General features: G+C 55.9%; 9 protein-coding genes. 4 read left to right on the forward strand and 5 right to left on the reverse strand.

Features of this window, described 5'->3' with window-relative positions:
* Positions 1–2 precede the first annotated feature (2 nt).
* The 4 genes from Q1K76_RS11365 to Q1K76_RS11380 form a co-directional block, all read right to left on the reverse strand.
* Positions 3–1,835: a TonB-dependent receptor gene (locus Q1K76_RS11365; RefSeq protein WP_300133491.1), complete on the reverse strand. Its 1,833-nt coding sequence runs from the start codon at positions 1,833–1,835 to the stop codon at positions 3–5.
* Between the two features lie 248 nt (positions 1,836–2,083).
* The gene (locus Q1K76_RS11370; RefSeq protein WP_300133476.1) at positions 2,084–3,232 is read right to left on the reverse strand and encodes an aldo/keto reductase; all 1,149 of its coding nucleotides are present in this window, start codon (positions 3,230–3,232) and stop codon (positions 2,084–2,086) included.
* A gap of 8 nt (positions 3,233–3,240) precedes the next feature.
* Positions 3,241–4,623, reverse strand: a complete 1,383-nt coding sequence (locus tag Q1K76_RS11375; protein ID WP_087409638.1) for an aldo/keto reductase — start codon at positions 4,621–4,623, stop codon at positions 3,241–3,243.
* Positions 4,624–4,647: 24 nt separating this feature from the next.
* Positions 4,648–6,153: a 4Fe-4S binding protein gene (locus Q1K76_RS11380; RefSeq protein ID WP_300133479.1), complete on the reverse strand. Its 1,506-nt coding sequence runs from the start codon at positions 6,151–6,153 to the stop codon at positions 4,648–4,650.
* A gap of 657 nt (positions 6,154–6,810) precedes the next feature.
* On the opposite strand from Q1K76_RS11380, the gene Q1K76_RS11385 reads away from it, so the two are divergent.
* From Q1K76_RS11385 to Q1K76_RS11395, 3 genes are read left to right on the forward strand one after another with little or no spacing between them, the layout of a single operon-like run.
* Positions 6,811–8,130, forward strand: coding sequence for a TolC family protein (locus tag Q1K76_RS11385; RefSeq protein ID WP_300133481.1), 1,320 nt, complete (start codon positions 6,811–6,813; stop codon positions 8,128–8,130).
* Between the two features lie 13 nt (positions 8,131–8,143).
* Positions 8,144–9,199, forward strand: coding sequence for an HlyD family secretion protein (locus Q1K76_RS11390; RefSeq protein ID WP_300133483.1), 1,056 nt, complete (start codon positions 8,144–8,146; stop codon positions 9,197–9,199).
* Positions 9,183–10,796, forward strand: coding sequence for a hypothetical protein (locus tag Q1K76_RS11395; RefSeq protein WP_300133486.1), 1,614 nt, complete (start codon positions 9,183–9,185; stop codon positions 10,794–10,796). Before Q1K76_RS11390 ends, Q1K76_RS11395 begins: the two co-directional genes overlap by 17 nt.
* 78 nt (positions 10,797–10,874) lie before the next feature.
* Here the strand turns inward: Q1K76_RS11395 and Q1K76_RS11400 are convergent, their stop codons facing one another.
* Positions 10,875–11,573, reverse strand: a complete 699-nt coding sequence (locus Q1K76_RS11400) for a GIY-YIG nuclease family protein (RefSeq protein ID WP_298662980.1) — start codon at positions 11,571–11,573, stop codon at positions 10,875–10,877.
* A gap of 275 nt (positions 11,574–11,848) precedes the next feature.
* On the opposite strand from Q1K76_RS11400, the gene Q1K76_RS11405 reads away from it, so the two are divergent.
* The gene (locus Q1K76_RS11405; RefSeq protein WP_300133489.1) at positions 11,849–13,186 is read left to right on the forward strand and encodes a cytidylate kinase family protein; all 1,338 of its coding nucleotides are present in this window, start codon (positions 11,849–11,851) and stop codon (positions 13,184–13,186) included.
* Positions 13,187–13,443: the final 257 nt, after the last annotated feature.

A 13,443-nucleotide genomic window follows, 5' to 3' on the forward strand; every position in this document is an offset into this window, starting at 1 on the left:
GTTTAGAAGTTCAGATTCACACCGGCCATGACCGTAGCCCGTGGCATGGGGTAGCCGGCATTGATTTCGTAGCGCTGGGCCAGCAGGTTCTCGCCCCGGGCCCACACGTCGAGCCAGCGGTTCACGCGGAACGAGGCGTTGAGGTTCCACAAGACGAACTCCTCGGTCTGAGGGTTGTCGCCTACCGTCGTGTAGAGGTTGTCGATGTATTGCACGCCGGTCGATACGGTCCACCGCTTGTGGGTGTATTGGGCTCCAGCGTAAAGTTTGTGTTCGGGAGCACCCACGACGGGATTCTCCATGTGCAGGTAGCTGTAATTGGCCTCGACCGACCAGTGCGGGTCGATGCGGTAGGCTATCTCGCCCTCCACGCCACAGTTCTCAATCTTGCCGGTGTTCTGGTTCAGCATGCCAGTGCCGTTGGGGTTGGGCAGGGTGACGATGAGGTTTTTGCCGTCGATGTAGAAGAGGTTGATGCCGTAGGTGAGGCTATTGTCGAGCAGGTGTTGGGCCCAGGCCAGTTCGTAACTCCACATCGACTCGGGTTTCAGGTCGGGGTTCTGGGGTGGGAACATGTACATCTCGCGCAGGATGGGGTAGCGGAAACCCTTCGAGGCCGAGGCCTTCAGTTCGATGGTACGGGGCAGGTGGAACGAGAGTCCGGCTTGCGGTATCCACTCGGTTCCTACTCGCGAATGGTGGTCTACGCGCACACCGGCATCGAGGGTGAGCCAGCTGCCCAGGTCCTGGCGGAAGTCGACGTAACCGGCCAATTCGTCTTCGTGCTTGTCGACCAGGTCGCTCGTCGTGCCCGCCTTCTCGCCGCTCACAAACTTGTTCCTGGCATGGCCGCCGTAGCGGAACCAGTCGAAGCCCACGGTGATGCGGTTGCCCGGGAAGAACTGCGTGCTCTGGTAGAGCGACAGGCCCATCATGTTGTCGAACGAGAGGAATCGGCTCTCTTGCGGGGTCTCTCCTTTCGAGGGTGTATAACCGTCGTTAATCCAGTGGTTGCCCCAGTTGTAGAAGAAGCTGGCGGCACCCGAGGTTTTCTCGTATTTGTTTTCCACGGCAAAAGAGGTCATGCCGCGGGTGATGCTCTGGTCGCCGTCGAGCAGCGGGGCGCTCACCGGGCCCGGATAGGAGGCGTTGAAGTGGGTCACGTTTACGTCGCCGCGCAGGTTCCAGTTGTCGGTAACCCGATAACCCAGTTTGGCATAGCCGCCATACTGTTCGAAACCCATATCGGAGCGGTGGCCGTCGGTGCGGTTGTACGAGCCGCTGATGAGGCTCGTGAACCGACCCTTTCGGATGCGGTTGGTCACTTCGCTCTGCAGGGTGTTGAACGAGCCGTATCCCAGGTTGACGTTGGTCTTTACCCCCTCTTCGTGCAACTGGCGGGTGACGATGTTGATTACCCCGCCCATGGCGTTCGAACCGTAGAGCACCGAGGCCGGGCCGCGCAGCACCTCCACGCGCTCGGCCAGGAACGACTGGTAGGCATCGGAGATGGGGTGCCCGAAGATACCGGCATATTGCGGGTGTCCGTCGATAAGTACCATCATACGGCCCGAGCCGCCGCTCAAGCCACGCAGGGCTATGCCGCCGGCTGCACCGTTGGATACGCCGTAGCCCATGATACCCCGTGAGGTGATGAAGAGCCCGGGCACCTGCTGGGTGAGTATGGGCAGTACCGAGGGTTGCATGCTCTGCTCGATTTCCTGACGGTCGATGACCGAGACGGTGAGGGGCAGATGCCGTACGTCGGTCTCGTTGCGGGTACCGGTCACCACCACTTCGCCGATGTGAATCGGGTCGGAGGGTTTTCCGGCCATGGCCAGGTAGGAGTTAGACAGCGAGTCGGTTTGTGCCGAAGCGATTCCGGCAAAGCATAGAAACAGGGGTAAAAGTTTTGTCCTCATTCGTTTATACAAATCTTCTTGATTGTTTTACAAATTGTTTATTCGGGTGAGATGAGCCCGGCGATACCTGGCGCGTTTTCACAGCGCGGCACCAGAGGGTACCTTGCAGGGACTCTCTTCTTTCTCTTTCATGTTCGTTTTTTTGTCTTTGCGAGACTGTGTCAGTAGCCAAATCGTTGAGCGGCCCGTTGCATCGACTCGACAATCTGCACGCCAAAGGGGCAGCGCGTTTCGCAAGCGCCGCAGGCAATGCACTCCGAGGCATGGTGCTCGAGCGCCTTGTAGTGTTCCCGTACGGTTTCGGGAATCTCACCTTGTGCAACAGTCAAGTTGTAGAATTTGTTCACGGCGGCAATGTCTATTTTCGACGTGCAGGGGGCACAATGGCCGCAATACATGCAGTGTCCGCGCCACGAGAACCGGTCGAGATGGGTCATCACCGCGGTGTAGTCGCGCTCTTCGGGCGATGCCTGGCACCAGGCAATGGCGGCAGTCATCTCGTCCTGAGTCTTGCATCCCAGCATGACGGCAGCCACGGCGGGGCGGGTAAGGGCGTAGTCGATGGCCTGTACGGGGGTGAAGGCACAACCGAAGGGCGAGTTTTCCTGGTCTAGCAGGTCGCCGCCGCCGAAGACCTTCATCACGTCGATAGCTACCCCTTCGCGTTCGCACAAGGCATAGAGCTGCTCACGGGCCGGGTCGATGTTGTGCAGGGCCCCGGCGTAGCTCTGCTGATCGAAGAGTACATCTACATCTTCGTTGGGCGGGAGCAGGTCGTAGCAGGGGTTAATCGAGAAGAGCAGCACGTCGATGAGGCCCGTCTTTACCGCCATGCTGGCCACGAGCGGGTTGTGGCTGCTCATGCCTATGTGGCGTATCTTGCCCTCGGCCTTCAGCCGTTGGGCAATCTCGATAATCTCGTGGTCGAAGACCGTGTGAAAATCCTTCTCGGCATCGACGTAGTGAATCATGCCCACATCGACATGGTCGGTGCGCAGCTGCTTGAGCAGGGAGTCGAACGACTCGATGGTCTTCTTCGGGTCGCGGGTGCGCAGGTACTGGTCGTTCTCCCAGGTGGTGCACAAGTGTCCCTGTATGACGAAGCGGTCGCGGCGGCCCTCCAGTGCCTGCCCGATGTGGTCGCGCAGGTCGGGGTTCGACGAGTAGATGTCGACAAAGTTGATGCCCCGGTCGATGGCAAAGTCGAAGTCGGCCTTCACCTCTTGAGCGCTTTTGTTGATAAAGCCCTCACAGCCGAGGGCAATGGCACTTACCCGTATGCCGGTACGTCCTAATGTGCGGTATTCCATAAGCGAGTTTAAAATTCTTTACCTTGTTTCAGTTCCTCGACAAAGCGGTCGATTCGGTGCAGTTCCTTGGGTATGTTGATGCTTTGCGGACAATGAGATACGCACTGCCCACATCCGATGCAGTGGTTGGCCTGGCGCAACTTGGGTACGCTGCGGTCGTAACCGATGAGGAAAGCGCGGCGCGCTTTGCGGTAATTTTCGTCTTGCGACGAGGCCGGCACGTTGCCCTCGTTGATGCACTTGTTGTAGTGGAGCAGAATAGCCGGTATGTCGAGCCCGTAGGGGCAGGGCATGCAATACTTGCAGTCGTTGCAGGGGATGGTGGGGTAGCGCAGCATCAGTTGTGCCGTCTCTTCGAGGAATTCCAGATCGGCCTCGGTGAGGGTGTCGAGAGGCGAATAGGTGCGCAGGTTGTCCTGCAAGTGTTCCATGTAGGTCATGCCGCTGAGCACGGTGAGCACATCGGCGTGAGAGCCGGCAAAACGGAATGCCCACGAGGCCACGCTCGACTCGGGAGCCTGTTGCTTGAGGGTGGCGGCAATGTGGTCGGGTACGTTGGACAGGCGGCCGCCCAACAGGGGCTCCATGATGATGGCGGGGATGTGTCGTTTTTCCAGCTCGGCATAGAGATATTCGGCATTGACGTTATTGCCCGAGGCGTGGCGCCAGTCGACGTAGTTGAGCTGTATCTGCACGAAGTCCCAGTGCACGGTCTCGTGCATGGCCAGCACCTCGTCGAAGACAGCCTGGGTACCGTGGAACGAGAATCCCAGGTTGCGGATGCGGCCGGCCTTGCGCTCCTCGACGAGGTAGTCGAGCATGCCGTTCTCGATGTAACGGGCCCGGAAGGTCTCGATGCCGCCGTTGCCGATGGAGTGGAGCAGGTAGTAGTCGATGGTATCGACCTGCAGATTCTCGAACGACTTGCGATACATGGTGATGGAGTTCTCGCGGGTGTAGTTGGAGAAGTTCGACAACTTGGTGGCCACGAAATATTTGTCGCGCGGGTAACGCTTGAGGGCGATACCGGTCGCCTTTTCCGACCCGCCCTGCATGTAGACGGGGGAGGTGTCGAAGTAGTTCACGCCGTGGGCGATGGCATAGTCGACCAGTTCGTTGACTGCCTCCTGGTCGATGGTGCTGCTGGTGCCGTCGGGCGAAGGGATGCTGGGCAACCGCATCATGCCGTAGCCGAGCAGCGATACCCGGTCTTGTGTCTTGGGGTTGGTGCGGTAGGTCATCTGGTCGGTGGGGACTTCGGTGGTGGCCGTGTGGGCTGCCTCCTGCCGGTTTTTACAGCCGGGCAGTACGGCGGCCGAAGCGAGGGCCGTGCCGCCTACCACTTTCAGAAAGTTGCGGCGATTTATGTTTTTGTTCGATTTGTTTTCCATTGTCTCCTCGTTTTTTTTGAAGGGTTAGATGATGCGGTGTTGTTTGTGGCCTTCGACATAGATGGCACTGAAGGGGCGGGCCGGGCAGAGGTTCTCGCAGGTACCGCAGCCGATGCAACGCTCGGTGTTGACGACTGGAATCTTGGGCGAGTCGGCCACGGCGGGGTCCGAGGCCACCATCTGGATGGCACCCACGGGGCAGTGGCGGGCGCAGTTGCCGCAGCTCACGCCGTCGGTCAGGGGTATGCAGTTGGCTTTCACCCAAACGGCATGCCCTATCTGTATACTCGACTTCTCGGCTACGGTGATGGGGCGGATGGCGCCGGTGGGGCACACCTCGGAGCAGCGGGTGCACTCGGGGCGGCAATAGCCGCGCTCATACGACATCTCGGGCTGCATGAAGGTCATCAGGTTGCCCGAGGGGCGCAGTACCTGGTTGGGGCAATTGGTGATGCACAGTTGGCAAGCGGTGCAATGCTGGGCCAGATGCGAGGCGCTGAGCGAGCCCGGCGGAGTGATGGGGGTAGCCCGTTTGGGTATCTTTTTCTCTTCGATAGCAGCCAGACCGCCATCGACCTTCATCTCCTGTGCTTTCAGCAGGGCACTTCCGGCCAGTACGCCGGTGAGGGTCAGGAACTCCCGGCGGGAGTTGTTCCCCTTTGCCTCGGGAGCGGGAGCTTTCGCTTCGGCCGTCTTTTCGTTTTTCGGCAGTCGGGTGCGGGGCACGTAGTGAATGGCGTGTTGGGTGCAACGATTGAGACAATCCATGCACACTACGCAGCGGCTGTAGTCGATAGCATGATTTTTGGCATCGATGCACGAGGCTTTGCAGTTGCGGGCACACGACTGGCAACCGTTGCATTTGGTCGTGTCGATGGCGGGGCGGAAGAACGAGAACCGCGACAGCAACCCCAGCGTGGTGCCCACCGGGCAGATGGTGTTGCAGTAGGTGCGTCCGTTGCGCCAGGCCAGTACGACGATGACTACCAGGGTGACCGCGGCTACGATGAGCGAGGGGAGGCTCTTGAGCCAGACCTCGGTCGAGTAGAAGGCATAGCTGTCCATGCGCTCGGCCACGAGGGCAAGCAGGTTGTTGCCCCACCGGTATATCGGGGCAAAGAGGTTGGTGGCTATGCGGCCGTAGGCGCTGTATGGAGCGATGAGGGCGGCCCAGGCGGTTAACCCGGCTACCAGCATGGCGATGAAGATGACCAGCACGCCGTAGCGCAGCCACGAGAGGGCCGGCGAATAACGGAAGCGGTTTTTCTTGCGCTTGCCGGCCAGCCACGAAACGATGTCCTGGAATACTCCAAGCGGACAGATGACGGAGCAGTAGATGCGCCCGAAGAGCAGGGTGAGCACCACCAGCAGAAGGATGACGCCCACATTCAACGCCAGCACGGCCGGGAGAAACTGTATCCGGGCCAGCCACCCGAACCACAGGTGCAGCGTGCCCGTGACGTCGAGAAACAGCAAAGTGATGAGGACGAAGCAGATAGTTGCAGCGACTATTCTGATTTTTCGTAACATAGAAGTTTGTTTTACTATTAAATACTGTGTGTCGTGATGACGATTTCTTGTCTGGAAATCACCTACGAAAATACGCAAAGATTTTCTATTTCGAGGAGCATCGGTCCGGGAAAACACACTTTTTTGCCCGAATTTTTCTCGTGCCGGGCCGGCGTAAAACCTTTCGGTCGAGCCTTCTATGCCGTGCTGTCTCTCTTTATCTTGCGTATCGTGCCCCCCTGAGGGGGTCGATGACAAAGGTAGTGCGGGTATGGCGCATGCGAAATAGACAAATTACAGATAGTTGTACCCGTTTTACAGATTGTACCTCGACCGGGTGGTTCGGCGGGTGTTCCCGGGTAGATTGTAGCCACGGAAAAAGCGTGTATGTATATGAGAGAAAGATATATAGAAGAAAAATATTTCTGTTTTTTTTGAGGAAATCGCTACAGATACCGAATCTTTTTGTACCTTTGCGCCCCGAATGGAGTATATTGCTCCATGTATCTGATGAGACCAAACATAGCCAATCGCATTTATAATTTTCGTAGTGGAGTATTGACAAAACTCGATTCGTTTCACCAATGGGGAATGGCCAATTCCGATTGATCAATAGCTACGGTCAATACATTCTTTTTTAGTTAATCCTACATTTTTAATTCATAATTTTTTTTACGAATGAACAAATTCTATTTGTCCATAGCGGTGCTGTGTGCATCGTTATGTGCAGGTGGTGCATGTGCTCAGGAGCCGGTCCGTCGGGTGTTTACGCTGGACGAGATTTTCGACCTGGCCGATCGCAACAGCAAGACACTGCGCCCCTCGTTTACGGCAATCGATGAGGCTCACGAGGCGGTGAGAGTCGCCAAAAACGACCGCTTACCCGACATAGATGCCTCACTTTCTTTTAGTTACTTGGGCGATGGAACCCTGATGGAGCGTGATTTCACGCAGGTAGAACGGGCTCCGATGCCTCACTTGGGAAACAACTTTGCACTGGAGGTTTCGCAAATCATCTATTCGGGTGGAGCTGTTTCGAACGGTATCGCCATAGCACAGTTGCAAGAGCAGAATGCCCGGCTCGACTGGGCCAAAGACCGCAACAAGGTGCGTTTCCTGCTGGCGGGTTACTACTTCGACCTCTTCAAGCAGCTCAATCTGATCAAGGTTTATGAGCCGAATATCGAGCAGACCAAACAGTTGCTCAAGGATATACGGGCCAAGCAGGGCGAGGGTCTGGCGTTGAAAAACGACATCACCCGCTACGAGCTGCTGCTCTCGGACCTCGAGTTTACCGTCGTGCAAATCAAGAACACGCTGGGTATCCTCAACCGCAACCTGGTTACCAACCTGGGGCTCGACGAGTCGGTATGGATCGAGCCCGACACTACCTTGCTGTCGCGCACGCTGCCCATGGGCGATGCGGCCTACTGGCAAAACGAGGCGATGGAAAACTCGCCCGAACTGAAGCAGTTGGCTCTGGCCGTGCAGATGAACAAGCATCAGGATAAAATCGTGAAGTCCGACCGCCTGCCCAAGATTGCCCTCATGGCCGGCAACCATTTCGACGGCCCTATCACCATCGAGGTTCCTCCCATCAACAAGAATTTCAACTACTGGTATGTAGGCGTAGGGATAAGTTACAATCTGGCCTCGCTCTACAAGACCAACAAGGCGGCCAGCCGCAGCAAGCTGACCATACGCCGCACACAGGAGCGATATGACGACGCGAGCGAACAGACCGGACTGGCCGTGCAGGCGGCCTATGTGCGCTATATCGAGGCCTATGAACAGCTGGTTACCCGCAAGAAGAACGTAGAGCTGGCCGGCCAGAACTACACCGTCATCGCCAACCGCTACAAAAACGAGCTTGCGCTCATCACCGATATGCTCGATGCGAGCAACTCCAAACTCTCGGCCGAGGTACAGCTGGCCAATGCGCAGATCGACATCGCTTTCAATTATTACAAACTTCTTTATTTAACAGGTACATTATAAATCGTTTACAGCTATGAATAAGAAATCACGCAAAATAGTATTCAACGTCGTGGCCATCGCCTTGCTGGTGATTGGTTTTGTATGGGTATGCTCGCGATTTGTCCATCTGGGGCGGGTCGAGTATACCGACAATGCGCAGGTACGTCAGCACATCGTGCCGGTAAACAGCCGGTTGCAGGGCTTTATCAAGAAGATTTATTTCGAGGAGTATGAGCCGGTGCACAAGGGCGACACGCTGTTGCTCATCGAGGATGCCGAGTTCCGCCTGCGGGTGGCTCAGGCCGAGGCCGACTACCAGAATGCGCTGGCCGGCCGCAGCGCCATGGGTACGGCCGTATCGACGGCCCACAACAACCTGGCCGTGTCGGATGCCGGTATCGAGGAGGTAGAGGTGCTGCTGAAGAATGCCGAGAAAGACTACGAGCGTTACAAGAAGCTGCTTTCCGAAGAGGCTGTGACGCAACAGCAATACGACGGGATGAAGACCAATTACGAGGCCTTGAAGGCCAAGTATGAGATGCTGGTGCGGCAGAGACGTTCGGCCTCGCTGGTGAAGGATGAACAGGCGCAACGCCTCGACCAGAACGAGGCTGCCGTGGCTGTGGCCGAGGCGGCTCTCGACCTGGCCAACCTGAACTTGTCGTACACGGTGGTGCTGGCTCCCTGCGACGGGGTGACTTCGCGCAAGACCATTCAGGAAGGGCAGCTCATTCAGCCGGGGCAGACACTGGTGTCGATTGTCGATGAGGCCGAGAAGTGGGTAGTCGCCAACTATAAGGAGACCCAGACGGCCCACATTGCCAAGGGGATGCCGGTCGACATGACCATCGATGCCATTCCCGGGGTGGTCTATAAAGGTCGGGTGCAGTCCATCTCGAAAGCTACGGGTGCCCAGTATTCGCTGGTACCGCAAGACAACTCGGCCGGCAACTTCGTGAAGGTCGAGCAGCGTATCCCGGTGCGTATCGTCTTTTCGGAGGAGAACTCGCCCGAGGATATGGACAAGCTGCGGGCCGGATTGAACGTAGAGTGTGAGGTAAAGTATCGCGACCATGACTCCGCTCGATGACTTGATGCGCCGGGTGCCCGCCTTCAAGGAGTGGGTGCCCATGTGGGCGCGGGTAGTGTCGTTTCTCTTTTGCATTCTGGTGTTCCAGTGCACGGGGGGTATCTACCTCTCGTCGGTGAGCGAGATGATGGGTGCCACGACGCTGATGCAGGAAGATATACTCATGGCCGGTTATGCCTCGTTTATCGGCATTACGATGATTTTCCCCGTCCTGTTCCGGCTGAAATTCAGGTTGCCGACACGCACCATTCTGCCCATCGTGGCCGTGGGGCTTATCGTGGGCAATATTATCACGATGAGCACCGACAACCTGATGGTACTGGCGATAACCTGTTTCTTCACGGGAGTGTTGCGCATGTGGGGAACCTTCGAGTGCTTCTCGTCGATACAGTTGCGCATCACCCCCACGCGTAACTTTGCCGTATTCTTCCCGGTCATCTACCTCACGGTATTTGGCTGCATACAATTCTCGGGGTTGGTCACCACCTACCTCACCTACTTTTACAGCTGGCACTACATGCACTACCTGGCCGTAGGGCTGTTGCTGGTGGTGATTGTCCTATCGCAGTGGCTGCTGCGCAAGTTCTATCTGCGTCCGCCGTTGCCGCTCTTCGGCATCGACTGGCTGGGTGCCGTGCTCTGGAGCGTGGTGCTGCTGCTCATCGCATTTGCCTTTAACTACGGCGACTATTACGACTGGTTCGACTCGCCCTACATACGGCTGGCACTGGTGTGTGCGGCTCTGTTTCTCTTCCTGAGTCTGCAGCGCATGTGGCACATACGTCACCCCTATATCGAGCCCGAGACCTTCAAGTACCGGCACTTCGGCACGGTGGTGCTCCTCTTCTTCGCCCTCAACTGCCTGTCGGCCACCTCGACGGTGCTGCAAGGAGCTTTTACGGGAGGCATCCTCCACTACGATTCGCTCAATGCCATCTCGCTCAATGTACCCGGTCTGCTGGGTGTCGTAGCCGGGGCACTCCTGTCGCTACTGCTCCTGGCCCGCTGGCAGATGAGTTACAAGACGGTGACCTTCATCGGGTTTGTGCTGATGGTGGCCTATCAGTTGGTGATGTACTTCTTGATTTCGCCCGACATGAATATCGAGCGGCTCTACCTGCCGCTCTTCCTGAAGAATGCGGGCAATGTGATGATTTATGTGACCCTGACTACCTATCTGTCGCAGATTGTGCCCTTCCGGCACTTCTTTCAGGCCCTTTGTGCCGTGGGTTTCGTGCGCGAAGGGATAGGCGGCCCCATCGCTTCGGCGCTGGTGGCCCGGGTCTTCAAGATGGCGATGCAGTCGAACTACTACACCCTGGGCGGCTCGCTCGATGCCGTGAACCCGCTCACGGACCAGGTACCTTTCTCGGCCTACTTCGGCGAGTTGCAGCGGCAGGCTACGCTGGTCTCGATCAAGCAGGTGTTCGGCTATGCCGTGTTGCTGGGTATCCTGTTCCTCATCGTGATACTCTTCACCCGGTATGCGCGCATTACGCATCGTGTCAAGCTCTTCCGCGTGCCGGTCGTAGGCCGGCTCTTTGCCATCAACCTCTCGCACGAGCGGATGGAAGAGAGTGAACAAGCCGAACGGTAATGACGCTTGAATGATTCAGATAAAAACACAGCCCGCTTTTTGGCGGGCTGTGTGCGTAATTGAAATGTCGATATTGAATTACTCTGTGGCAGGCTCGGACTGTACCTCCAACTCTTCGTCGTCTTGTTCAATCTCTCTCCTCAGCTCTTCGAGAACCTTTCCCTTATAGGTGAAATATTTGGCCCCTTGATAGGCGCCCGACGTATTGCGCTTGTCTTCGGGCATGAAAGTCCCTACAAAGGGCGAGAGTTTATAGATGCGGCCATCGTATTCGATGGAGTTGTCGCTGGCTACTTTTACCTGTATACCCGTGGGAATGAATGTAATATATTCGCCAATAGGAATACCGACCAGACTGAACCGGAAGCGTTCGCGCTTGACTACTCTCTTGTTGTTGGTTGGGGGGCAGTCGTTACCCGGTTCTTGAATGGGCCTGTTGTCGCGATACTCTGTGATGACAGCGTCGTCGATGGTTTGGGCTATGTCCTTGAATATGTCTAAAGCAACTTGTGGCGGCACATTGAAAAACTCTCTGTTTTGGCGAATCCGCAGGTCGGTTAATCGGTCTATGGTTTTGTGTACGAGCTTTTCGACCTCGTTGAATTTTACGGTCTTGATGGTCGCATAAATCTCGAAAGGCAATGGCACGGCGGTATTATCCAGTTCTTTGGAGCGAATATCAACCGGGCGGGCACTCTTCCCGATTTTGACCCAGTCTTCACGAAAACTGGGATTGGTCAAAATATATACATATCCGGGTTCTGTCGTGGTATTCATATTGAATAAGGCTTTGCAATAACAGTAGTGAGAGGGGGTGCAGACACAAGTGAAAATTCACCGGTTCCATTGGGTTGACTATGCCGAACCACATCCTCTCTTTTACAAAGATAGCTATTTGAGGGTAAAGATTTAGGTTATTTGTAAAAAATATCATTTCGAGCAGGATCTCGGCCCTTCGCCGCAAGTATAAATAAGTTTAAAGACCGGGTAAGAGCCAGCCGGTTAAGCCGGTTTTTGCGTAATTTCGCAGTTGTTTTGAAATATTACCAATTATGAACGGGAAGAGGAGTAAGGCAGAGTGGCTGCGGCGCTATGCCAGTTTTGTAGTTATTCTTTTTGTAATCGCTTTCGGTACCTCCTTGTCTATACGGGCCAACCTGGGCTCGTCGCCTATATCGGCTCCCCCCTATATCTTGTCGTTGGTCCCGGGTGTGAACCTGACGATGGGGCAACTCACCATCTGCATGCACGTGTTTTTCATCACCATTCAGATTCTGTTGCTGCGCCGTAATTTCGAGGCCCGGCAGTATACCCAGATTCTGGTCTCTTTCCTGTTCGGATTCTATACCGACCTCACGATGTGGTTGACCGGTTTCCTGCAAATCCCCTTCGACATCAACCCCATGATAGGTTATCCCTTGCGATTCATCGAGCTGCTCATCGGTGGTGCCGTGTTGGCATTCGGCATTGCGTGCGAGGTGCGTTGCGACTCGCTGATGCTGGCCGGTGAGGGGCTGCCGCTGGCCATATCGAAGTTTCTGAAAAAGGATTTCGGCAAGGTGAAGATCTGTTCCGATACTTCGCTGGTGCTCATCGGTACGATATTCATGTTCATCTTCTTCGGTCGCTGGAGCTGGGAGATGGTTGGTGTAGGTACACTCGTCTCGATGTTTTACGTGGGCTTTATGGTTCGGGTATTCGCCCCGCACATCGGGTGGCTCGACCGCATCTTTATCCCCAAGGCCGAACGGCAGGCTGCTGCGATTGTGGCTGCCGACGAGTGGAGCGGCAACCGCATCATCACCATCGCCCGCATGTATGGCAGTGGGGGCAATGCCGTGGGTGAGGCTGTTGCCCACCGGTTGGGCTGCCCCTGTTACAACCGGCAGATTATAGACCAGACGGCCCGGGAGATGGGCTACTCGACCGACTTTGTGGCCCAGACCGAGCAGAATCTCCCCACCAGCCGCCTGTGGGAGTTGATATTTGCCGATAGCGGTATACCCGCCTCGATGAACCCCTCGAAGGACGATGCCATCTATGTGAACCAGAGCCGTACCATCCGTGAACTGGCTCATAAGGGCGAGTGTGTCATCATCGGCCGGTTGGGCAACTGGATTCTCCGCGACGACCCGCACGTGCTGCGTGTCTTCATCACCTCGGGCCGAGACTTTGCCGTGAAGCAGCTGGTCGACAAACTCCATATTTCGCCCGAAGAGGCTGCCCGTAAAATCGAGCGGGTGAATACCGGTCGAGCCAATCACTACTGGCACTACACTGGCAAGCAGTGGACCGATATTGCCGGCTACGACTTGGTAATCAATACCGAACGTACCGGCATCGATGGAGCCGTGGATATGATTCTGCGAGCCTTCAAGAATGTGAAGTAGGGGAGGGTCTAGTAAATATCTCTTCGCTTTTGATACTTGTGCAATCTGTTTTTTTGATTGTAAGGGAGTCTTCTGTATCGGTTACGGAAGGAGATTCCTTTTGTTTTGTTACACCCCTTTGGCTACCTGGAAAAATAAATAGAGCTGAAAATCAAATGATTAACAGCTCTATGCAGTACCCGAAGGGGGACTTGAACCCCCACAGCCGCAATGGCCAAAGGATTTTAAGTCCTTCGTGTCTACCATTCCACCATTCG

Origin of the sequence: uncultured Barnesiella sp. (genome assembly GCF_946496565.1) — a bacterium.
GTDB lineage: Bacteria > Bacteroidota > Bacteroidia > Bacteroidales > Barnesiellaceae > Barnesiella > Barnesiella merdigallinarum.

What these genes read in the sequence shown, in the direction of transcription:
- Q1K76_RS11390 (WP_300133483.1), top strand. Translation starts at nt 8,144, where the DNA reads ATGAATAAGAAATCACGCAAAATAGTATTCAACGTCGTGGCCATCGCC.
- Q1K76_RS11405 (WP_300133489.1), top strand. Translation starts at nt 11,849, where the DNA reads ATGAACGGGAAGAGGAGTAAGGCAGAGTGGCTGCGGCGCTATGCCAGT.
- Q1K76_RS11380 (WP_300133479.1), bottom strand. Translation starts at nt 6,153, where the DNA reads ATGTTACGAAAAATCAGAATAGTCGCTGCAACTATCTGCTTCGTCCTC.
- Q1K76_RS11400 (WP_298662980.1), bottom strand. Translation starts at nt 11,573, where the DNA reads ATGAATACCACGACAGAACCCGGATATGTATATATTTTGACCAATCCC.
- Q1K76_RS11370 (WP_300133476.1), bottom strand. Translation starts at nt 3,232, where the DNA reads ATGGAATACCGCACATTAGGACGTACCGGCATACGGGTAAGTGCCATT.
- Q1K76_RS11365 (WP_300133491.1), bottom strand. Translation starts at nt 1,835, where the DNA reads ATGGCCGGAAAACCCTCCGACCCGATTCACATCGGCGAAGTGGTGGTG.
- Q1K76_RS11375 (WP_087409638.1), bottom strand. Translation starts at nt 4,623, where the DNA reads ATGGAAAACAAATCGAACAAAAACATAAATCGCCGCAACTTTCTGAAA.
- Q1K76_RS11395 (WP_300133486.1), top strand. Translation starts at nt 9,183, where the DNA reads ATGACTCCGCTCGATGACTTGATGCGCCGGGTGCCCGCCTTCAAGGAG.
- Q1K76_RS11385 (WP_300133481.1), top strand. Translation starts at nt 6,811, where the DNA reads ATGAACAAATTCTATTTGTCCATAGCGGTGCTGTGTGCATCGTTATGT.